General features: G+C 68.0%; 18 protein-coding genes. 11 read left to right on the top strand and 7 right to left on the bottom strand.

Translation table 11 applies throughout. From position 1 onward, the window contains the following. The first annotated feature begins 205 nt into the window (after positions 1–205). The 10 genes from MUU77_RS12230 (at position 206) to MUU77_RS12185 (ending at position 11,959) form a co-directional block, all read left to right on the top strand. On the top strand, positions 206–961 hold the full coding sequence (locus tag MUU77_RS12230) for a gamma-glutamyl-gamma-aminobutyrate hydrolase family protein (RefSeq protein ID WP_245087206.1): 756 nt from the start codon (positions 206–208) through the stop codon (positions 959–961). A gap of 104 nt (positions 962–1,065) precedes the next feature. After that, positions 1,066–2,460 (top strand): glutamine synthetase family protein, encoded by a 1,395-nt coding sequence (locus MUU77_RS12225; RefSeq protein WP_245087203.1) that lies wholly within the window; start codon positions 1,066–1,068, stop codon positions 2,458–2,460. A gap of 108 nt (positions 2,461–2,568) precedes the next feature. After that, a complete protein-coding gene (locus MUU77_RS12220; RefSeq protein WP_245087200.1) occupies positions 2,569–3,933 on the top strand; it encodes an aspartate aminotransferase family protein in 1,365 nt (454 codons plus the stop codon). A gap of 88 nt (positions 3,934–4,021) precedes the next feature. Continuing rightward, a complete protein-coding gene (locus tag MUU77_RS12215) occupies positions 4,022–5,137 on the top strand; it encodes a polyamine ABC transporter substrate-binding protein (protein WP_245087197.1) in 1,116 nt (371 codons plus the stop codon). Positions 5,138–5,339: 202 nt separating this feature from the next. Further along, positions 5,340–6,467 (top strand): polyamine ABC transporter substrate-binding protein, encoded by a 1,128-nt coding sequence (locus MUU77_RS12210; RefSeq protein ID WP_245087194.1) that lies wholly within the window; start codon positions 5,340–5,342, stop codon positions 6,465–6,467. A gap of 100 nt (positions 6,468–6,567) precedes the next feature. Beyond that, a complete protein-coding gene (gene potA / locus MUU77_RS12205; protein ID WP_245087191.1) occupies positions 6,568–7,704 on the top strand; it encodes a polyamine ABC transporter ATP-binding protein in 1,137 nt (378 codons plus the stop codon). Then, complete coding sequence (locus MUU77_RS12200) at positions 7,701–8,615, top strand: ABC transporter permease subunit (protein WP_245087189.1); 915 nt, start codon at positions 7,701–7,703, stop codon at positions 8,613–8,615. The genes potA and MUU77_RS12200 overlap by 4 nt, the downstream gene beginning before the upstream one ends. Next, complete coding sequence (locus tag MUU77_RS12195; protein WP_245087186.1) at positions 8,612–9,454, top strand: ABC transporter permease subunit; 843 nt, start codon at positions 8,612–8,614, stop codon at positions 9,452–9,454. The genes MUU77_RS12200 and MUU77_RS12195 overlap by 4 nt, the downstream gene beginning before the upstream one ends. Before the next feature lie 177 nt (positions 9,455–9,631). After that, positions 9,632–10,993 carry an NAD-dependent succinate-semialdehyde dehydrogenase gene (locus MUU77_RS12190; protein ID WP_245087183.1) on the top strand — a complete coding sequence of 454 codons (1,362 nt, stop codon included), beginning with the start codon at positions 9,632–9,634 and terminating at the stop codon, positions 10,991–10,993. A 105-nt stretch (positions 10,994–11,098) separates the two neighbouring features. Then, a complete protein-coding gene (locus MUU77_RS12185) occupies positions 11,099–11,959 on the top strand; it encodes a pirin family protein (protein ID WP_245087181.1) in 861 nt (286 codons plus the stop codon). A gap of 39 nt (positions 11,960–11,998) precedes the next feature. Here MUU77_RS12185 and MUU77_RS12180 read toward each other — a convergent pair whose 3' ends face one another. From MUU77_RS12180 to MUU77_RS12160, 5 genes are all read right to left on the bottom strand, one after another. After that, positions 11,999–12,457, bottom strand: a complete 459-nt coding sequence (locus tag MUU77_RS12180; protein ID WP_245087178.1) for a hypothetical protein — start codon at positions 12,455–12,457, stop codon at positions 11,999–12,001. A 236-nt stretch (positions 12,458–12,693) separates the two neighbouring features. After that, positions 12,694–13,416 (bottom strand): aquaporin Z, encoded by a 723-nt coding sequence (gene aqpZ / locus MUU77_RS12175; protein ID WP_245087175.1) that lies wholly within the window; start codon positions 13,414–13,416, stop codon positions 12,694–12,696. Between the two features lie 146 nt (positions 13,417–13,562). Continuing rightward, complete coding sequence (locus MUU77_RS12170) at positions 13,563–14,426, bottom strand: pirin family protein (RefSeq protein ID WP_245087172.1); 864 nt, start codon at positions 14,424–14,426, stop codon at positions 13,563–13,565. 110 nt (positions 14,427–14,536) lie between these two features. After that, positions 14,537–15,202 carry a deoxyribonuclease V gene (gene nfi, locus MUU77_RS12165; RefSeq protein WP_245087169.1) on the bottom strand — a complete coding sequence of 222 codons (666 nt, stop codon included), beginning with the start codon at positions 15,200–15,202 and terminating at the stop codon, positions 14,537–14,539. Further along, positions 15,199–15,735, bottom strand: coding sequence for a histidine phosphatase family protein (locus MUU77_RS12160; protein WP_245087166.1), 537 nt, complete (start codon positions 15,733–15,735; stop codon positions 15,199–15,201). Before MUU77_RS12160 ends, nfi begins: the two co-directional genes overlap by 4 nt. A gap of 120 nt (positions 15,736–15,855) precedes the next feature. Here MUU77_RS12160 and MUU77_RS12155 point away from each other — a divergent pair, with 120 nt between their 5' ends. After that, complete coding sequence (locus tag MUU77_RS12155) at positions 15,856–17,406, top strand: phospholipase D family protein (protein ID WP_245087163.1); 1,551 nt, start codon at positions 15,856–15,858, stop codon at positions 17,404–17,406. 3 nt (positions 17,407–17,409) lie between these two features. Here MUU77_RS12155 and MUU77_RS12150 read toward each other — a convergent pair whose 3' ends face one another. Continuing rightward, entirely contained in the window at positions 17,410–18,015 is a 606-nt protein-coding gene (locus MUU77_RS12150) for an HD domain-containing phosphohydrolase (RefSeq protein WP_245087160.1), read from the bottom strand. A gap of 70 nt (positions 18,016–18,085) precedes the next feature. Then, positions 18,086–21,556, bottom strand: a complete 3,471-nt coding sequence (gene mfd, locus MUU77_RS12145) for a transcription-repair coupling factor (protein WP_245087157.1) — start codon at positions 21,554–21,556, stop codon at positions 18,086–18,088. Between the last annotated feature and the right edge of the window lie 105 nt (positions 21,557–21,661).

The following is a 21,661-nucleotide window of genomic DNA, read 5'->3' as shown; positions in this document are numbered from 1 at the left end:
GCGTTCCTGGAGGCTGCGGCGCAGCTTAGCAGAGCGGGCACGGCGTCAAGAATACTCAACGGCCGGCATCGCGGGGTGCGCGAAAACGCCCATAAACGGTGCTGCCTTGCACCATTTTCGCGCCAGGAATGTCATCTGGCGGCGTCGTGTTGTAAAAATAAAACGGCCGGGTTAACGTGCCGACAAGCCACTCCGGGCTGCCTGCATGACCCCGCTGCCGCGGGTCGGTCTGCCGACCGACCACAAGCAAATCGGTGCCCATCCCTTCCTCGCCGTCGGCGAGAAATACGTGCGCGCGGTGGTCGATGGGGCGGGCTGCCTGCCGCTGCTGGTGCCCACGCTGGACCCGGTGCTGCCGCTGCGCGAGGTGCTCGCCGGCCTGGATGGGCTGCTGCTGACCGGTGCCGTCAGCAACATCGAACCGCACCACTACAGCGACGAGTCCAGCTACGAGGGCAACCTGCTGGACCCGCGCCGCGATGCGACCAACCTGCCGCTGATCCCGCTCGCCATCGGGATGGGCGTGCCGGTGCTGGCGATCTGCCGCGGCTTCCAGGAGGTCAATGTCGCTTTCGGTGGCACGCTGCACCAGAAGGTGCACGAACAACCGGGTTTCATGGACCATCGCGAGAACCGGGACGATCCGCTCGACGTGCAGTACGGCCCCGCCCACGACATCGCGCTGGTGCCGGGCGGCCTGCTGGCCGGGCTGGCCGGCGACACGCGCGCCACCGTCAATTCGCTGCACGGCCAGGGCGTGCGACGCCTGGGCGAAGGACTGGTGGTGGAAGCGCAGGCGCCGGATGGACTGATCGAGGCGTACCGCCACGACGGCCCGGCCTTCATGCTCGCCTTGCAATGGCATCCGGAATGGAAGGTACGGGAGAACCCGTTCTACCTGGCGATCTTCCGTGCCTTCGGCGATGCCTGCCGGGCGCGTGCGGCGGGGAGGACATCATGAAGCGGCGGCATCCGCCGCCATGGGAGGGCGGACGCTGAGGCGTCCGTGCGGCCTCCTGCCCGGCGACGACACGCCGGCCTTCCCTTCCGAGAATCGTGTTCCCCATGAGCCAGAAACAAGCGCAACGAAAGAAGAAGGTCGACGCCGCCGAGCTTTCCGAAAGCTCCCTGCGGCGCTGGCTGAAGGAGCGCCGCATCACCGAGGTCGAGTGCCTGGTGCCGGACATCACCGGCAACGCGCGCGGCAAGATCATCCCGGCCGACAAGTTCAGCCACGACTACGGCACGCGCCTGCCGGAGGGCATCTTCGCCACCACGGTCACCGGCGATTACCCCGACGACTACTACGAACTGACCTCGCCCTCGGATTCGGACATGTTCCTGCGTCCCGACCCGGATACGGTGCGCATGGTGCCGTGGGCGGCCGACCCGACGGCGCAGGTGATCCACGACTGCTATACCAAGGACGGCAAGCCGCACGAGCTGGCGCCGCGCAACGTGCTGCGCCGCGTGCTGGCCGAGTACGAGAAGGAAGGCCTGCGGCCGGTGGTGGCGCCGGAACTGGAATTCTTCCTGGTGCAGAAGAACACCGACCCCGATTTCCCGCTGCTGCCGCCCGCCGGACGATCGGGCCGTCCGGAGACCGCGCGGCAGTCGTACTCGATCGATGCGGTCAACGAGTTCGACCCCATCCTCGACCTGATGTACGACTACTGCGAGGCGATGGAACTGGACGTGGACACGCTGATCCACGAGTCCGGCGCCGCGCAGCTGGAAGTCAATTTCACCCACGACGACGCCCTGTCGCGCGCCGACCAGGTGTTCCTGTTCAAGCGCACGATGCGCGAGGCGGCCATGCGGCATGGCGTCTACGCCACCTTCCTGGCCAAGCCGATGGAGAACGAGCCCGGCAGCGCCATGCACATCCACCAGAGCCTGCTGGACATGAAGTCGGGCCGCAACGTGTTCACCGGCAAGACCGAAGGCAGGGGCAGCAAGCTGTTCGGCCATTACCTGGCCGGCCTGCAGAAGTACGTGCCCATGGCCATGGCGTTCTTCGGCCCCAACGTCAACTCCTACCGCCGGCTCGCGCTGGGTCAGGTGGCCCCCATCAACGTGCAGTGGGGTTACGACAACCGCACCTGCGGCCTGCGCGTGCCGATGGATACGCCGGAGAACATGCGCGTGGAAAGCCGCTTCGCCGGGTCCGACGCCAATCCCTACCTGGCCATGGCCGGCACCTTGGCCTGCGGCCTGATGGGCATCCGCGAGCAGCTCAAGCCGACCGAGCCGCTGGCCAGCAGCGCCCAGGACATCGGTTTCGAGCTGCCGCGTTCGCTGGGCGAGGCGCTGGACGAACTGGAAGGCTGCAGGCCGCTGCACGACTTGATGGGGGCGCGCTTCGTGCGTGCGTACGTCTCGGTCAAGCGCAAGGAATACGAGACCTTCTTCCGCGTGATCAGTTCGTGGGAGCGGGAATTCCTGTTGTTGAACGTCTGACCTGGTTTCTGGCTGTAGGAGCGACGTGAGTCGCGACCGCACGCTCAACAGGTGCACCCCGGTCGCGACTCACGTCGCTCCTACAGAAAGCATTGCATTGGAGTTCACATGACCCGACTCGACACCCGCACCCTGCAGCAGCTCGACGCCGAGCACCACCTGCATCCGTTCAACGACAATGCCGCGCTGGCCAAGCGGGGCACGCGCATCCTGACCAGGGGCGAGGGTTGCTATGTCTGGGATGCCGACGGCAACCGGCTGCTCGATGCCTTCGCCGGCCTGTGGTGCGTCAACATCGGCTACGGCCGCAGGGAGCTGGGCGAGGTGGCGTCCAGGCAGATGACGCAGCTGGCCTACTACAACAGCTTTTTCCAGTGCACCACCGAGCCGACCATCGAACTGGCGGCCAAACTGGCCGAACTGGCGCCGGGCGACCTCAACCACTCCTTCTTCGTCAATTCCGGCTCCGAGGCCAACGACACCATCCTGCGCCTGGTGCGCCATTTCTGGGCGGTGCAGGACCAGCCGCAGAAGAACATCTTCATCGGCCGGCACGATGGCTACCACGGCACCACCATGGCCGGCGCCAGCCTGGGCGGCATGAAGGGCATGCACAAGCAGGGCGGCCTGCCGATCCCCGACATCCACCACATCGATCCGCCGTTCTGGTTCGCCGACGGCGGCGACCTGTCCGAGGACGAATACGGCCGGGTCGCGGCGCGCCGGCTGGAACAGAAGATCCTGGAACTGGGCCCGGAGCGCGTGGCCGCCTTCATCGGCGAGCCCATCATGGGCGCCATCGGCGTGTACATCCCGCCGATGACCTACTGGCCGGAGATCCAGCGCATCTGCCGCCAGTACGACGTGCTGCTGATCGCCGACGAGGTGATCTGCGGCTTCGGCCGTACCGGCGAATGGTTCGGGTCGCAGTATTTCGGTTTCCAGCCGGACGTCATGCCGGTGGCCAAGGGCATCACCTCCGGCTACATCCCGCTGGGTGCGGCCATGTTCAACGACCGCGTCTCGAAGGTGCTGAAGGAGCAGGGGGGCGAACTGGCGCACGGCGCCACGTACTCCGGGCACCCGGTGTGTGCGGCGGTCGCGCTGGAGAACATCCGCATCCTGCAGGAGGAGAAGATCGTCGAGCGCGCGAAGACCGAGGTCGCTCCCTACCTGGCCCAGCGCTGGGCCGAACTGGGCGAGCACCGGCTGGTGGGCCAGGCCCGCATCGCCGGCATGGTGGGCGCGCTGGAACTGGTGCCCGACAAGCGCAAGCGGGCGTTCTTCCCCGAGCGCGGCACGGTCGGTCCCCGTTGCCGCGACCACGCGCTGAAACACGGGCTGATCCTGCGCGCGACCTGGGATGCCATGCTGCTGTCGCCGCCGCTGATCATCAGCCGCGAACAGGTGGACGAGCTGTTCGACAAGACGTGGAAGGCGCTCGAAGACACAGCAGCGGACCTGGGGATGTAGGCGCGCGGAGAAGCGTGCGCTGCGTCACGTCGCCGCAGCCCGGGCGTATGATGTCCGCATCCCCCGATCCTGTTCCATGGAGACCCCGATGAAGCTCAAGACCCTCACCGTCATGCTGGCCGCCGCCGCCCTGGGCGCCTGTGGCGGCAAGGACGAAAAGGCCGCCGACAGCGCGCCGTCCAAGGCGCTCAACGTCTACAACTGGTCCGACTACATCGCCGAGGACACCATCCCCAACTTCGAGTCGGCCACCGGCGTGAAGGTGACCTACGACGTGTTCGACAGCGACGAGATGGTCGAGACCAAGCTGCTGGCCGGCAGCAGCGGCTACGACGTGGTGGTGCCGTCGCTGAGCTTCCTGGGACGGCAGATCCAGGCGGGCGTGTTCCTGCCGCTGGACAAGAGCAAGATCCCGAACCTGAAGAACCTCGACCCGGCCATGCTCAAGCGCATCGAGCAGCAGGACCCGGGCAACCGGTACGCGGTGCCGTACCTGTGGGGCACCAGCGGCATCGGCTACAACGTGGACAAGGTCAAGGCGGTCTTCGGCGACACCGCCGTCACCGGCAGCTGGGACGTGGTGTTCAAGCCGGAAAACGCGGCCAAGCTGAAGGACTGCGGCATCACCGTGCTGGACACGCCCTCGGAGCTCATCCCGATCGCGCTGAACTACCTGGGCGAGGACCCGCACAGTTTCGACCCGGCCGTGATCGACAAGGCCGCGGCGCTGCTGAAGTCGATCCGTCCCTACATCCGCAACTTCCATTCGTCCTCGTACATCAACGACCTGGCCAACGGCGATGTCTGCCTGGTGGTGGGCTGGTCCGGCGACATCATCCAGGCGCGCGACCGCGCCGCGGAGGCCGGCAACGGCGTCAACGTGGCGTATTCCATCCCGAAGGAAGGCGCGCCGCAGTGGTTCGACATGCTGGCCATCCCGAAGGACGCGAAGAACGTCGACAACGCCTACGCCTTCATCAACTACCTGCTCGACCCGGAGGTGGCGGCGGCCAACACCAACTACGTGACGTATCCCAACCCGGTGCCGGCATCCAAGCCGATGGTGGACAAGGCGATCGCCGAGGACCCGACGATCTACCCGCCGGCCGACGTCGACGCGAAGCTCTTCACCTTCGCGGTGCTGCCACCGGAAGTGGACAGGCAGTACACCCGGATCTGGACCGAGCTGAAGACCGGACGCTGAAAACCACGAGGGCGCGTGCCATGACGGACGCGCCCTCTGTCATCGTGCCGCCCCAGCGTGACGGGGCGGCACCGGGGAGAGGGGAGACGGGGAGCACGACGGCACGGAACCTGCCATTGCAACGACAGCACACCCGCGCCGGCCTGGTGGCGATGCGGGAACCACATCAAGCCGCCCTCGCGGGCCCAATGGAGAGAGATTGATGAAACTGCGCGTACTGGCAACCACCCTGGCCCTGTGTACCCTTGCGGCGTGCGGGAAATCGGGCAGCGAAGGCGATACCGGGGCACCTGCCGCGGGCGCTGCAAAGCAGGTCAACGTCTACAACTGGTCCGATTACATCGCCGAAGACACCATCCCCAACTTCGAGAAGCAGTCCGGCATCAAGGTCACCTACGACGTGTTCGACAGCAACGAGGTGCTGGAGACCAAGCTGCTGGCCGGCAGCAGCGGCTACGACGTGGTCGTGCCCACGATGAACTTCCTGGGCCGGCAGATCCAGGCGGGGGTGTTCCTGCCGCTGGACAAGAGCAAGATCCCCAATTACGCCAACCTGGACCCGGCCATCATGAAGCGCCTGGAGAACCAGGACCCGGGCAACCAGCATGCGATCCCCTACATGTGGGGCACCACCGGCATCGGCTACAACGTGGACAAGGTGAAGGCCGCATTCGGCAACACCGACATCGCCAGCAGCCTGGACATCGTGTTCAAGCCCGAGAACATCAGCAAGCTGAAGGATTGCGGCGTGACCTTCCTCGACACGCCGTCGGAGATCATCCCGATCGCCCTGAACTACCTGGGCGAGGATCCCAACAGCCAGGATCCGGCGGTGATCGACAAGGCGGCCGCGCTGCTGAAGACCATCCGTCCCTACATCACCAACTTCCATTCCTCGCAGTACATCGACGCCATGGCCAACGGCGACACCTGCCTGGTGGTGGGCTGGTCGGGCGACATCATCCAGGCGCGCGATCGCGCCGTGGAAGCCAAGAATGGCGTCAACATCGCCTATGCCATCCCGAAGGAGGGCGCGCCGCAATGGTTCGACATGCTGGCCATCCCGAAGGACGCCAAGCACGTGGACGAGGCCTACGCCTTCATCAACTACCTGCTGGATCCGCAGGTGATGGCCAACAACTCCAACTTCATCAGCTACCCCAACGCCATCCCCAGGGCGAAGGAACTGATGGACAAGTCCATCACCGAGGACCCGACCATCTACCCGACGCCCGAGGTGGAGGCCAAGCTGTTCACCTTCGCCATCATCCCGCCGGAAGTGGATCGCCAGTACACGCGCATCTGGACGGAGCTGAAGACGGGCAAGTAAGCGCCGCCGCCGGGGCCGATGGCCTCCGCCCCGGGTCCGGCGGATCCACGCGATACAACACGGCCGGCGCCCGCAGGGCGCCGGCGACCAGGGGAGTCCCATGGCGGCAGAACAGGGCAATGGCGCGGCACCGAACGGCAAGGCGAACGCGCAGGAGTACCTGCGCATCGTCGACGTGCGCAAGGAGTTCGACGGCTTCGTCGCCGTGGACGACACCAATCTGACCATCCGCAAGGGCGAGATCTTCGCCCTGCTGGGCGGCTCGGGCAGCGGCAAATCCACGTTGCTGCGCTGCCTGGCGGGTTTCGAGAAGCCGACGTCCGGCAAGATCTATCTGGATGGCCAGCTGCTCAACGACCTGCCGCCGTACGAGCGGCCGCTCAACATGATGTTCCAGTCGTATGCGCTGTTCCCGCACATGACGGTCGAGCAGAACATCGCCTTCGGCCTGAAGCAGGACGGGCTGTCGAAAGACGCCATCCGCAAGCGCGTGGAGGACATGCTGGCGCTGGTGCAACTGGGCAAGCTGGCCAAGCGCAAGCCGCACCAGCTGTCCGGCGGCCAGCAGCAGCGCGTGGCGCTGGCGCGGTCGCTGGCCAAGGGGCCCAAGCTGCTGCTGCTGGACGAGCCGATGGGGGCGCTGGACAAGAAACTGCGCTCGCAGATGCAGCTGGAGCTCGTCAGCATCATCGAGAAGTCCGGCGTGACCTGCGTGATGGTCACCCACGACCAGGAAGAGGCCATGACCATGGCCACCCGCATCGCGCTGATGGACCAGGGCTGGATCCGCCAGGTCGGCACGCCCGACGAGATCTACGAGCAACCCACCAGCCGCTTCGCCGCCGAGTTCATCGGCTCGGTCAACCTGATCGAGGGCGTGGTGGAGGAGGACGAGGCCGACTACGTCACCATCCGCTCGCCGCAGCTGCCGGACCCCATCTACATCGGCCATGGCATCTCCGGCTTCGAGGGACAGGAGGTGGGCTTCGCGGTGCGCCCGGAGAAGCTGGGCATCGGCAAGCAGGAGCCACCGCAGCCGCACAACAAGGCCAGGGGCGTGATCGAGGACATCGCCTACTTCGGCAGCCATTCGGTCTACCACGTGCGCCTGCCCAGCGGGTACAAGTTCATGGCCAACTTCGCCAACGTGCAGCGCTGGGCCAGCGAAGGCATGACGTGGAACGACGAGGTGTGGGTGTGGTGGGGCGACAACGACGGCGTGGTGCTCACCTCATGAACATCCTGCGCTCCCTCCGCAAACGCCTGCCCGGGCCCCGCTGGGGCGTGATCTCGGTGCCGTACGTGTGGCTGCTGCTGTTCTTCGCCATTCCGTTCCTGATCGTGCTGAAGATCTCCTTCGCCAAGCTGGCGATCGCGATGCCGCCGTATACCCCTATCCTGGAGTACATCGACGAGGCGCTGACGCTCAAGCTCAACCTGGGCAACTACGCGGCGCTGTTCACCGATTCGCAGTACATCCAGGCCTACCTCAGTTCCATCAAGATCGCGGCCATCTCGACCTTCCTCGCCCTGCTGGTCGCCTACCCGATCGCCTACGTCATCGCGCGGCTGCCGCCCTCCACGCGGAACATCGCGATGATGCTGGTGGTGCTGCCGTCGTGGACCTCGTTCCTGATCCGCGTCTACGCCTGGATCGGCATCCTCAAGAACAACGGCCTGCTCAACAACCTGCTGATGAAGATCGGCATCATCGACGAGCCGCTGCAGATCCTGTACACGCCCATGGCGGCGTATATCGGCATCGTCTACTGCTACCTGCCGTTCATGGTGCTGCCGCTGTACACCAACCTGGTGAAGCACGACCACCGCCTGCTGGAGGCCGCCTACGACCTGGGCGCCAAGCCGTGGAAGGCGTTCTTCACCATCACGCTGCCGCTGTCCAAGGCCGGCATCATCGCCGGCTGCATGCTGGTGATGATACCGGCGGTGGGCGAGTTCGTCATTCCCGAGCTGCTCGGCGGCCCGGACACGCTGATGATCGGGCGCGTGCTGTGGGGCGAGTTCTTCAACAACCGCGACTGGCCCGCGGCATCCGCGGTGGCCATCGTGATGCTGATCCTGCTGCTGATCCCGATCCTGATCTTCAACCGCGTGCAGCAGCGCGAGATGGAAGGGAGGCTGACATGAGCCGGATCGGACAGCGCGCCGTCAACTGGACGGTGCTGGGACTGGGATTCGCGTTCCTGTACGTGCCGGTCTTCATCCTGATGGTGTACTCCTTCAACGAGTCGCGCCTGGCCACGGTGTGGTCCGGCTTCTCGTTCAAGTGGTACGGCGAGCTGTTCCGCGACAAGCAGATGCTGGATGCGGCCTGGGTCAGCATCAAGGTCGCATTCTGGACCGCGACGGCCGCCGTGGTACTGGGCACGATGGCGGCCCTGGTGATGACGCGCATGCACAGGTTTCCGGGAAAGACGCTGTTCGGCGCGTTGATCACCGCCCCGCTGGTCATGCCGGAGGTGATCATCGGCCTGTCCATCCTGCTGATGTTCGTCTCGCTGGGGCAGCTGGTCGGTCTGCAGCCGCGCGGCATCCTGTCGATCTGGATCGCGCACGTGACCTTCACCCTCGCGTTCGTCACCGTGGTGGTCTCCTCGCGCCTGTCCGAGCTGGACAAGTCGCTGGAAGAGGCCGCGATGGACCTGGGGGCCAACCGGATCAAGGTGTTCTTCCTGATCACGCTGCCGATCATCGCGCCGGCGCTGGTGTCGGGCTGGCTGCTGGCGTTCACGCTGTCCCTGGACGATGTGGTGATTGCCAGCTTCGTCGCCGGGCCGAGTTCGACCACGTTGCCGATGAAGGTGTTCTCGTCGGTACGCCTGGGCCTGAGTCCGAAGATCAATGCGCTGGCCACGCTGATGATCCTGGTGGTGAGCGTGGCCGCCTTCATCGGCTGGTGGTTCATGGCCCGCGAGGAGAAGCGTCGCCAGCGCGACATGCAGCTGGCGCTGCAGGACAACGGGTGATGCGGCGGCGGCCTCGCACGCGCCGCCTCCCGATCCCCTTGTAGGAGCGCCCCATGGGCGCGATGCTCTTCGGTCGGGTGCGGGAAAAGCATCGCGCCCATGGGGCGCTCCTACAGAGCAACGACCCTCCGCTAACACCCGCCGTCCGAAGATGTCGGCCAGGCAAGAGAATCTCCCATGACCGTCGAAACCATCAATCCCGCGACCGGGCGGGTCGAATACCGCCACGAACTGATGACGGCCGCGCAGGTCGACGCCACGCTCGCCGCTTCGCAACGCGCGTTCCCCGCGTGGGCGGGCCTGGCGTTGGCCGAGCGCGGCAGGGTGCTGCGCGCCATCGGTGCCGAGCTGCGTCGTCGCCGGGACGACATCCAGCGCACCATGACCAGCGAAATGGGCAAGCTCCGGAAGGAGGCCCTGGCCGAGGTCGACAAGTGCGCGGGCGCCTGCGACTACTACGCCGACCATGCGGCGGACTACCTGCAGGACCGGCCCGTATCCACGGACGGCCAGCGCAGCTACGTGCGCTACGAGCCCATCGGCTGCGTGCTGGCGGTGATGCCGTGGAATTTCCCCATCTGGCAGGTCTTCCGCTTCCTGGCGCCGGCGTTCATGGCCGGCAACGTCGCCGTGCTCAAGCACGCGAGCAATGTGCCGCGCTGTGCCGACGCGATTGCGCAGGTGCTGGCGGCGGCAGGTCTGCCGGATGGCGTGTTCGGCGTGCTGCATGTCGACAACGAGCAGGCGGCGGAGGTGATCCGCGACCGGCGCGTGGCGGCGGTGACGCTGACCGGCAGCGAGCGGGCGGGCAAGTCCGTCGCGGCGAATGCCGGCGGCCAGCTGAAGAAGAGCGTGATGGAGCTGGGGGGCAGCGACGCCTTCATCGTGCTGGACGATGCCGACCTGGAGAAGACCGTCGCCGGTGCGGTGGCATCGCGCTTCGGCAATGCGGGCCAGACCTGCATCGCGGCCAAGCGTTTCATCGTGCAGGACGCCATCGCGGATGAATTCGTGAAGCGCTTCGTCCAGGCGGCTTCGAAGCTGCAGCTTGGCGATCCCCAGGACGAGGCCACCACGCTTGCGCCGATGGCACGACAGGACCTGCGCGACGAACTGCACCGGCAGGTGCAGGCCAGCGTGGCCAAGGGGGCCCGGGTGCTGCTGGGCGGCACGCCGGATGCGTCGTATGCGGGATATCCGGCCACGATCCTGGGCGAGGTCGCGCCCGGCATGCCGGCCTACGAGGAGGAACTGTTCGGGCCGGTCGCCAGCATCCTGCGCGTCGGCGACGATGCCGAAGCCGTCCGTGTCGCCAACGACACCTGCTTCGGCCTGGGCGGCAGCGTATGGACGCGGGACGCGGACCGCGGCGACCGGATCGCACGCCAGCTGCAGGTGGGGGCGGCCTTCGTCAACGCCATCGTGCGCAGCGACGTGCGGCTGCCGTTCGGCGGCACCAAGCGTTCCGGCTTCGGCCGCGAGTTGGCCGAGCACGGCATCCATGAGTTCATGAACATCAAGTCGGTCTATATCGCCTGATCGATACAACGATTGTCCGCTTCGATGGAACGGATGGTTACGTGCGCCGCCGTTCCTAAGCCGCCATGCCGGTGCCATCTTGTCGGCAGTTGAACTGGAGGCGCCATGAGCACCCTGACCGATACCACCCCCGCCCGCGTGATCCGTACCGTCCGCGGCCGGCCCACGTCCGACGGCGCGGGCGTCAAGCTGACGCGCGTGATCGGCGGCCCCGACCTGCCGGACCTGGACCCGTTCCTGCTGCTGGACGAGTTCGGCACGGACAAGGCGGAGGACTACATCGCCGGCTTTCCGGAACATCCCCACCGCGGCTTCGAGACCGTCACCTACATGCTCGACGGCCGCATGCGCCATCGCGACAACCACGGCAATGAAGGCCTGCTGACGCCGGGCGCCGTGCAGTGGATGACGGCCGGGCGCGGGCTGGTGCACTCGGAAATGCCGGAGCAGGAGTCCGGGCGCATGCGCGGGTTCCAGCTGTGGGTGAACCTGCCCGCGCGCGAGAAGATGACGGCGCCGAAATATCAGGAGTTCGCTCCGGATCGCATTCCTGTCGCCAGGCCGGCGGCAGGCGTGGAGGTGAAGGTGATCGCAGGCCGTGTCGGCGACGTGCAGGGGCCGATTTCGCAGCCTGCCACCGATCCGGTGTATCTCGACATCGCGCTCGATGCGGGCAAGGTGTGGGAGTACGCATTGCCGGCCGGGCACAACGCGTTCGCCTACGTGTTCGAAGGCGCGCTCACGGTGGGTGAGGGTGACCAAGCGCGACCGCTGGATACGCACGAAATGGGCGTGCTCGGTGGCGGCGAAGTGCTGCAGGTGCGTGCAGGCAGTCGTCCTGCGCGTGTGATCGTGGTGGCTGGCCGTCCGCTGCGCGAACCGGTGATGCGCCACGGCCCGTTCGTCATGAACACCCGGCAGGAACTGATGCAGGCCTTCGTGGATTTCCAGGAAGGCCGCTTCTGAAAGAGGTAACGGGCCGGGATGCCTTCCCGGCCCGCGCCATCAGTTGCCCGCGGAAAGCTGCGCGCTGGTGGCGCGCACGTCCAGCTGCTCGGTCAGTGCGATCAGCGTGCGCAGTTCTTCGGCCGATGCGGCATTGATCCAGACCTGCGCATAGCGATCGTTGTCGAGTTCGACCACGGTGATGCGGCGGGACTGCATGCCGGGCATGTCGCGCCCGCCCAGGTCCAGCCGGTACCAGTACACCTCCTCGCCGGAGAAGGTGCCTTCCTCTTCGCGCAGGTCGCGCGCCAGGCTGATCCTGGGATCGCGCGAGGTCAGCATCACGTTGAGCACCTGCCGCCCGTCGGCGGCGACCGCCTTGCAGGCGATGAAGGTGGTGTCCACGCGCTGTTCCCACTGCAGGCCCGCACTGGCGGGCAGGGTGGGGCAGGGCGGCGCCTCCTGCGACCACACGGAGGTGGAAGCCAGCAGGAGGCCGGCGGCGATCAAGGTCTTCATGCGGTGTCCCCTTGGTTGGTCGCCCGGAAGGCGTTCTGCGAGTCCTCCCAACACCGCGACGGGCCTGCGGCCCCGTTCCGTCCCTTGCTGCCCCCGGTGTCGGTTGCCGTTTTCCCCCGGCAATGGCCCGACCATAGCCCATGCTGCGCCGCAGAACAACGCTGCCCGGTCACGGAAAGGGCCGCGCGCGACGGGAAAAATGCGTTGCCCGGCAGGGCCGGGCAACGTGGGGGGCTTCAGGCGCGTTCCCGGCCCAGCCAGCCGTACAGCATGCCGCCGATCAGGCCGCCCAGCACCGGCGCCAGCCAGAACAGCCACAGCTGGCCGATGGCGGCGGGCCCGGCGAACAGCGCCACGGCGGTGGAGCGTGCCGGGTTCACGGACGTGTTGGTGACCGGGATGCTGATCAGGTGGATCAGGGTCAGGGCCAGGCCGATGGCGATGGGAGCGAAGCCCGCCGGCGCGCGCCCGTGGGTGGAACCCATGATGACGATCAGGAAGAACGCGGTGAGCACGACTTCGGTCAGGAAGGCGGCGGCGACCGAATAGCCGCCGGGCGACATCGCCCCGTACCCGTTGCTGGCGAACGCGCCGGCCGCGTTGGGATCCACCGCGAATGCCGGTTGCCCACTGGCGATCTGCCACAGGATGAAGCCGGCCGCGATGCCGCCGGCGACCTGCGCCACCACGTAGGGCAGCAGTTCTTTGGCGGAAAAACGGCCGCCGGCCCACAGGCCCACGCTGACCGCCGGGTTGAAGTGTCCGCCCGAAATGTGGCCGAACGCATAGGCGCCGGTCAGCACGGTCAGGCCGAACGCCAGCGCCACGCCCAGGAAGCCGATGCCCAGCGGATTGCCGTCACCGCCGAAATGCGCGGCCAGTACCGCGCTGCCGCAGCCGCCCAGGACCAGCCAGAACGTGCCCAGGAATTCCGCGGCGAGTTTCTTCGTCAGACTCATGCCAGCCCCCAATGCGTGCGTGCCCCGTCACATGACGGTGGGCGCACGATAGCGGAACGGGTACGGCACAGGTGTTTGCTTTGCGTTAGCGGCCCATGCTTCAAACGCCACTGAAGTAAAACTCACATTTCACTCGCCGGCACGGCTCAGCGCTCCGGCAACGGGATGAACTCGGTCTCGCCGGGCACCTGGCCGAAGCGGCCCTCCCGCCAGTCCTGCTTGGCCTGGTCGATCCGCTCCTGCGAACTGGACACGAAGTTCCACCACATGTGGCGCGGCGCATCCAAGGGCTCGCCGCCCATCAGCAGGCCCTTCACCGGCGTCTTCGCCCGCAGCACCGGCCGGCTGCCGCGGTCGAACACCACCAGATGCTTCTCAGGGACGTCGGCGCCATCGACCTGCGCGTCGCCTTCGAGCACGTACAACGCGCGTTCGGCATGGCCTGCATCGATCTCCAGTTCGGCATCGGGCTGCAGGTCCACCGCCACGTTGAAGGTGCCGCTGAAAACCTTCACCGGCGATTCCTCGCCGTAGGCGCGGCCGGCGATGATGCGCAGGCGCGCACCGGCGCGTTCGATCACCGGCAGCGTGGAAGCCGCGTGGTGGTGGAACTCGGGCGCGACCTCCTCGTACGACTTCGGCAGTGCCACCCAGGTCTGCATGCCATGCACGTCGTGCCGGCCGGTGCGCACGTCGGCCGGCGTGCGTTCGGAATGGGCGATGCCGCGGCCTGCGGTCATCCAGTTGACGTCGCCGGGCGCGATCACCTGTTCCGAGCCCAGCGTGTCCCGATGATGGATGGCGCCGCTCCACAGGAAGGTCACCGTCGCCAGGCCGATGTGCGGATGCGGACGCACATCGATGCCGCGCCCCGGCTCGAACACGGCCGGCCCCATGTGGTCGACGAACACGAACGGGCCCACGCTGCGGGCCTGCAGGCTGGGAACGGCACGGCGGACGTTGAAGCCGCCGCCCAGGTCGTGCACGCGCGGCGCGATGATCGTGGTCATGTCATGTCCTCGTTGGGTGGCCCGCAGCATGGCATGGGCCCATGCCCGGCCCGACGACGATACGGAAACGGTCCGTTGCGCGTCATCCCCCATCCGGGCAGGCAGGCCGGTCAGTCGCGACGCGAGGCCAGGCGGTCCGCCAGACGGGTGGGTTCGGGCAGGCGGTAGCCACGCAGCGTGCGCAGGACGGCGTCCAGCGCGCCCTGCATGGACACGCGATGGCCGGGCGAGACGAACAGTGGGTTGCAGCGCAGCTTGCTGCGCAGGGCCCAGCCGATCTGTTCGCCGCGGTGGAGCAGCGGGACATGCCCGCCGGCCTGGGCACCCAGCGGATCGTGCCGTCCGCACAGCACGCTCTTGGCCACGCCGATGCTGGGCAGGCCGGTGGCCACGCCGAAATGCGCGGCAATGCCCAGTCGTCGCGGATGTGCGATGCCATGGCCATCCACGAATACCAGGTCCGGCGCATGCGGCAGGCGCTGGAGCGCGGCGACCAGGGCCGGCAACTCGCGGAAGCTCAGCAGGCCCGGGACGTAGGGCATCGAGGTGGGCAGGCGCACTACCTCGGCCGCGACCGGTTGCAGCGTATCGGCGGCCAACAGCACCGCGGCGGCACGGGTGATGGCACCGGCGTCCTCGAAACCGACATCGAATCCGCCCAGCCAGCGGAGGGGTTGCGGCGCACCGTCGCGCAGCACCACCTCCGCCGCCAGGCGTTCCTGCACCCGGCGTGCATCGGCGGCACTGCCGTCCCAATCGCCGAACAGGCCACTCATGGCCGCGCTATGGCCCCGTACCGTTGCACGTCCAGCGACGCGCGGCCGTCGGCGGCGAAGCGGACGATGGAGATGCGGTCGTACTCGGTTTCGTCCATCGGCGCGGCGGTGCAGGCACACAGCGCCGCGACCAGGTCCGGCACGGTGTTGCTGTGGCCGACGACCAGCACCGTGCCCGACCGGTGCGCCTGTCGCCACTGGGCGGCGATCTCGGCCGCCGGACCGCGCGCGAAGTAGCCCTTGACCCCCAGGCCATGAAGCGCTGCCGACGGCTGCGCGGTCTGCTGGGTACGGCGGAACTCGGTGGCGTAGGCGGCCACCAGGGGCGCGTGGCGCAGGCGTTCGGCCAGCGCGGTGGCGCGCGCCCGTCCTGCGGCGGTCAGTCCCGGATCCTCCGGATCGTCGGTGGCCTTCTCGGCGTGGCGCACCACCACGAAGGTCAACGGCGGCGTTTCCGGCGGCAGCGCGGTGGCGCACGCGGCCAACAGCGGTACCAGCAGCAGGGCGAGGAGAAGATGGAACCGTCGCGGCATGCGCAGCAATCCTGGGGCAGGAGTGGGTGTCGAGCGTGCAATGCCGGTGGGGCCGGTGCAAGCGGCGTCGTCACGGGCGGGCCGCTACGATAGGGCCAGGTCCGTGAAGAAGGGGAGACCATGCGCAAGTGGCTGCGCCGGCTGGGCATTGCCGTGGTGCTGGTGGGAGTGGCGTCGGCGACGGCGTTGTACAGCTACGGACGCTTTGCCGAGGCCGCACGGGGGCCGGCCTCGCATGCGCTGCCGACCGCGGCCGATGCCACCGCGCTCGACCGGGCCGTGGAGCCCCTGTTGCGCGCGCATCCCGGGCGCAGCGGCATGGCGCTGCTGGCCGACAACCTGGATGCCTTCACCGTGCGCGCCGCCAGCGCACGCGCCGCGGGCCGCAGCCTGGACCTGCAGTACTACATCTGGAACCACGACTTCACCGGCAACCTGCTGGGCTACGAAGTGCTGCGCGCGGCCGACCGCGGCGTGCGTGTGCGACTGCTGCTGGACGACATGACCGCGCATGGCAAGGATTCGCACCTGGCGGCGCTGGATGCCCACCCCAACATCGAAGTGCGCCTGTTCAATCCCTCGCGCAGCCGCGCCGGCGTGCTGGGGCGGGCCAGCGAAATGCTGCTGCGCCCGGTGGCGATGAACCGCCGCATGCACAACAAGGCCTGGATCGCCGACGGACGGGTGGCGGTGGTGGGAGGGCGCAACGTGGGCGACGAGTATTTCGATGCCGCCGCGCAGACCAACTTCCTGGACCTCGACGCCGTGCTGGTGGGGCCGGCGGTGGCCCAGACCGCGACGATCTTCGACGATTTCTGGAACAGCGCATCGGTCATCCCGCTGGCGGCACTCACCACCGCCGGCAAGGAGGCGCTGCCGCGCCTGCGCAGGAACGGCGATGCCGGCTACCGGTCCACGCGCGCGGCGGACTACATCGCGCGCCTGCGGGCCTCGCCCGGCATCCGCGCGCTGGCCGGCGGCAATCGGCTGCACTGGCTCGACGAGGTCGGCGTGTATTCCGATCCCGCCTCCAAAGGCCAGGGTGATGGCCAGGGCCAGTGGCTCGTGCACCGGCTGGGACGGGCGATGGGCACGGCCCGCCGCGAACTGCGCATCATCTCGCCGTACTTCGTACCCGGGGAGGAGGGCACGCGCTGGCTGGTCCGCAAGCGCGCCGAAGGCGTGCGGGTCGGCGTGCTGACCAATTCGCTGGCCGCCAACGACGTGATGGCCGTGCACGGCGGCTATGCGCCGTACCGCGTGCCGTTGCTGGAGGGCGGGGTGGAACTGTTCGAACTGATGCCGCATGGCGACCGCGACAGCAGCCTGTTCGGGTCCAGCGGTGCCAGCCTGCACACCAAGGCGTTCGCGGTGGATGGCGAGCAGGGCTTCATCGGTTCGTTCAACCTGGACCCGCGTTCGGTCAACCTCAACACCGAGATGGGCATCCTGTTCCGCGATCCCGATGCCGCCGCCGCACTCGTGCGCAGCTACCGGGCGAAGATCGCGCCCGACAAGAGCTATCGCGTGCGCCTGCTCGACGGCGAACTGCGCTGGGACGACGCGTCCGTCGCGCCGCCGCGTACCTGGGACCGCGAGCCGGAGGCCAGCGCATGGCGCCGCTGGACCGCCCGCGCCGTGGGCTGGCTGCCGATCGAATCGCAGCTGTAGCGCTCAGGCCTCGCGAAGGTCGACGTTGCGCATCAGCTGCTCGAACACGCGGAAGACCTCGGGATCGATCTTCTGGTGCTGCTCGGCATGCAGGATGCGCATGGCCGTTTCGTGGCTGCGGGCTTCGGCATAGGTGCGGCGCGTGGTCATCGCATCGTAGCTGTCGGCCACGCGCAGCAGGCGCGCGCCCAGCGGGATGGCCTCGCCGGCCAGTCCGTCGGGATAGCCGCTGCCGTCCATGGCTTCGTGATGGTGGCGGATCAGCGTGGCGACTTCCGCGGCATGCGCGTGGCCGCTGGCCAGGAAGATGCGCTCGCCCAGTTCGCTGTGCGCGCGGATGGCCGGCCAGTCGTCGTCGGGCACCGTGCCCGGATGCAGCAGCACGCGGTCGGGCACGCCGATCTTGCCCACGTCGTGGAAGTGCGCCGCCAGCTCCAGCTGTTCCAGCTGGGCCGGCTCCAGGTCGAAGCACTGGCCCAGTGCCCGCGCGATGCGCCCGGTACGGTCGCAGTGCCCGCGCGTATAGGCGTCGCGCACCTCGATCGCCAAGGCCAGCGACTCCATCGAGCAGGCGATGTCGCCGAAGTCGGGGGAAGGATCGAAGCTCACGGCGCAGCGACCTGGGACGGGACGTGGGACAGGGTGGCGTAAAGACGGAAGGCGGGCAAGGCGGTCGTGGTCATGGGGACAGCGTCGCCAGCAGCGCCTTGGCGGCATTGAAGCGGTCCGGTGCGTCGGGCAGCGGCACCTTGATGCGCAGCTTGTCCGGCCCGTCCATGGCATACAGCCTGGGCTGCTTCTGGATCAGCTGGATCACCGCCATCGGGTCGATGTTGGGCTTGTTCTCGAACACGATGCGGCCGCCGTGTTCGCCCAGCTCGAGCTTGCGGATGCCCAGCGCGTTGGCCGCCAGCTTCAGTTCGGCCGTGGCGAACAGGTACTTCGCCGGATCCGGCAGCAGGCCGAAGCGGTCGATCATCTCCACCTGCAGGTCGCGCAGGTCTTCCTTTTCCGGCGCGCTGCTGATGCGCTTGTACAGCGTCAGGCGCGTGTGCACGTCGGGCAGGTAGTCCTCGGGGATCAGCGCGGGCACGTTGAGTTCGACTTCGGCGCCGCGCCGCTCCTGGCCCACGTCCACGTCGGGCAGGTGGCCGGCCCTGATCGAGCGCACCGCGCGCTCCAGCAGCTCGGTGTACAGGCTGAAGCCGACCTCGGCCATCTGCCCGCTCTGGTCCTCGCCCAGCAGTTCGCCGGCGCCGCGGATCTCCAGGTCGTGCGTGGCCAGGGTGAAGCCCGCGCCCAGTTCGTCCATCGAGGCGATCGCCTCCAGCCGGCGTTGCGCGTCGGTGGTGATGCTGCGCTTGTCCGGTACCACCAGGTAGGCGTAGCTGCGGTGGTGCGAACGACCCACGCGGCCGCGCAGCTGGTGCAGCTGCGCCAGGCCGAACTTGTCGGCGCGGTTCATGATGATGGTGTTGGCGTTGGGGATGTCGATGCCCGACTCGATGATGGTGGTGCACAGCAGCACGTTGAAACGCTGCTTCTGGAAATCCAGCATCACCTGTTCCAGCTCGCGTTCGGGCATCTGCCCGTGGGCCACGCCGATGCGCGCCTCCGGCACCAGTTCCTGCAGCTCGCGCTGCATGCGGCCGATGCTTTCGACGTCGTTGTGCAGGAAGTACACCTGGCCGCCACGCGCGAGTTCGCGCTGGAAGGCCTCCTTCAGCAACGCATCGTCCCAGGGCGTGACGAAGGTCTGCACGGCCATGCGGTTGGCCGGCGGCGTGGCGATGATGGACAGGTCGCGCAGGCCGGCCATGGCCATGTTGAGCGTGCGCGGAATGGGCGTGGCGGTCAGCGTCAGCAGGTGGACGTTGGCGCGCAGCGCCTTCAGCGCCTCCTTCTGGCGCACGCCGAAGCGTTGCTCCTCGTCCACGATCACCAGTCCCAGGTCCTTGAACTTCACGTCCGACTGCAGCAGGCGGTGGGTGCCGACGATGACGTCCAGCTTGCCCTCGGCCAGCTTCTCCAGTTCGGCCTTGATCTCCTTGGCGGTCTTGAAGCGGGACAGCACCTCGACCTTCAGCGGCCAGTCGGCGAAGCGGTCGCGGAAGTTGCGGTAGTGCTGTTCGGCCAGCAGCGTGGTCGGCACCAGCACGGCGACCTGCTTGCCGGCGCTGGCGGCGGCGAAGGCCGCGCGCACGGCGACTTCGGTCTTGCCGAAGCCCACGTCGCCGCAGACCACCCGGTCCATCGGCTGGCTGGACTGCAGGTCGCGCAGCACCGCCTCGATGGCCGCGCGCTGGTCGGGCGTCTCCTCGAACGGGAAACCGGCGGCGAACGGCTCGTACATCGGCCGGTCCACGTGCAGCGCCAGGCCCGCGCGCGCCTGGCGGCGCGCCTGGATCTCCAGCAGTTCCGCCGCCACGTCGCGGACCTTCTCGGCGGCCTTCTTCTTCGCCTTCGCCCAGGCCTCACCGCCGAGGGAATGCAGCGGGGCGGTTTCCGGCGAGGCGCCGGAATAGCGGCTGATCAGGTGCAGCTGTGCGACCGGCACGTACAGGCGGTCGCCCTTGGCGTACTCGATTTCCAGAAACTCGCCCGGCATGCCGCCCACGTCCATCGCGATCAGGCCGCGGTAACGGCCCACGCCATGGTCTTCGTGGACGATGGGCGCGCCCTCGGTCAGTTCGCCCAGGTCGCGGATGATCGCTTCCGGCTCGCGCCCCGTCCGCCTGCGCCGGTGCGCCTGGGTAGCGCGCTCGGGAAACAGCTGCCGCTCGGTGAGCACGGCGATGCGCGGGTCGTCGAGGGCGAAGCCGTCTTCCAGCGGCGCCACGGCGATGGCGAAGCGCTCGCGTCCGGTACGGAACGCGGTGAAGTCCGCCAGGACGTCGGGGACGAGCGCGGCGGCCTGCAGCACCTCCAGCAGCGCCTCGCGCCGGCCCGGCGAATCCGACGCGATCAGGACGCGCCCGGGGTAGTGGCCGAGGAACGACTTCAGCGCTTCGCCGGCGGGCGCATCCTTCGCCGCCACCGGCAGCGGCGGCAAGGGTTGGTCGCCCAGGGGCAGCGCATCGGCGTGGCGGCTGTGCTGCGGGCCGCATACCTCCACGCGCTGGCGCTGGTTGAGGCGCTCGCGCAGGCTGTCCGGCGACAGGTAGATCTCGTCCGGCGGCAGCAGCGGACGCTCGATGTCGTGGCGGCGCTGTTCGTAGCGGTTGCGCGTCTGCGCCCAGAACGCCTCCGCCGCTTCACCGAAGCCATCGCCCAGTACCGGCAGTGCGTCGGCGTGCAGGTAGTCGAACAGCGTGGAGGTGGTATCGAAGAACAGCGGCAGGTAGTACTCCACGCCCGCCGGCGCCAGGCCCGATTTCAGGTCCTGGTACAGCGCGCTGCGGCGCGTGTCCACGTCGAAGCGGTCGCGCAGCAGCGTCATCGCGCGTTCGACCGAGCGCTCGTCCAGCGGCACCTCGCGGCCCGGCAGCAGTTGCACCGCCTCCACCCGGTCCAGCGAACGCTGGCTGTCCGGGTCGAAGTGGCGGATCGAATCGATGGTGTCGTCCAGCAGTTCGATGCGCAAGGGCGCCTCGGCACCCATCGGGTAGACATCCAGCAGCCCGCCGCGCACGGCGAAGTCGCCCGGGTCCAGCACCTGCGGCACGTGCCGGTAGCTGGCGGCCTCCAGCCGGCGCTTCTCGGCGTCGAAGTCCAGCCGCTGTCCCATGCGGTAGTCGAAACTGCCGCCGGCGATGTGCCGCAGCGGCGAGAGGCGCTGCATCAGCGTCTGCACCGGCACCACCACGATGCCGCGCGCCAGCGTCGGCAGGCGGTGCAGGGCCGCAAGGCGCTGCGAGACGATGTCCGGATGGGGGCTGAACTGGTCGTAGGGCAAGGTTTCCCAATCCGGGAACGCCACCACGGGCAGGTCGCCGGCAGCGCCGAGCAGCGTGTGCAGGTCGGCTTCCAGCTGGTGCGCCTCGTGGTTGTCGCGGGCGACCACCAGCAGCGGGCCTTCGTGCACGCGGGCAGCCGAGGCGATCGACCACGCCAGCGCCGTGGGCGAGGCGGGTGCGCGCCACCAGGCGCGGGACTGGCTGCCGCGGGGCAGCGGGGGAACGGGAAGGGCGGGATTCTTCGAGTCGGCCATGGGTACACGGAACAACGGCAGCGCCGGACACCGTGGGGTGCCCAGCGCGAGGGGGTGCGCAGTGTACCAAGCGGGCCCGTACGGGCCGCTCACGCGCCGGAACGG

Origin of the sequence: Pseudoxanthomonas sp. F37 (genome assembly GCF_022965755.1) — a bacterium.
Taxonomy (GTDB): domain Bacteria; phylum Pseudomonadota; class Gammaproteobacteria; order Xanthomonadales; family Xanthomonadaceae; genus Pseudoxanthomonas_A.
This window is presented reverse-complemented; position numbering and strand designations above follow the sequence as displayed.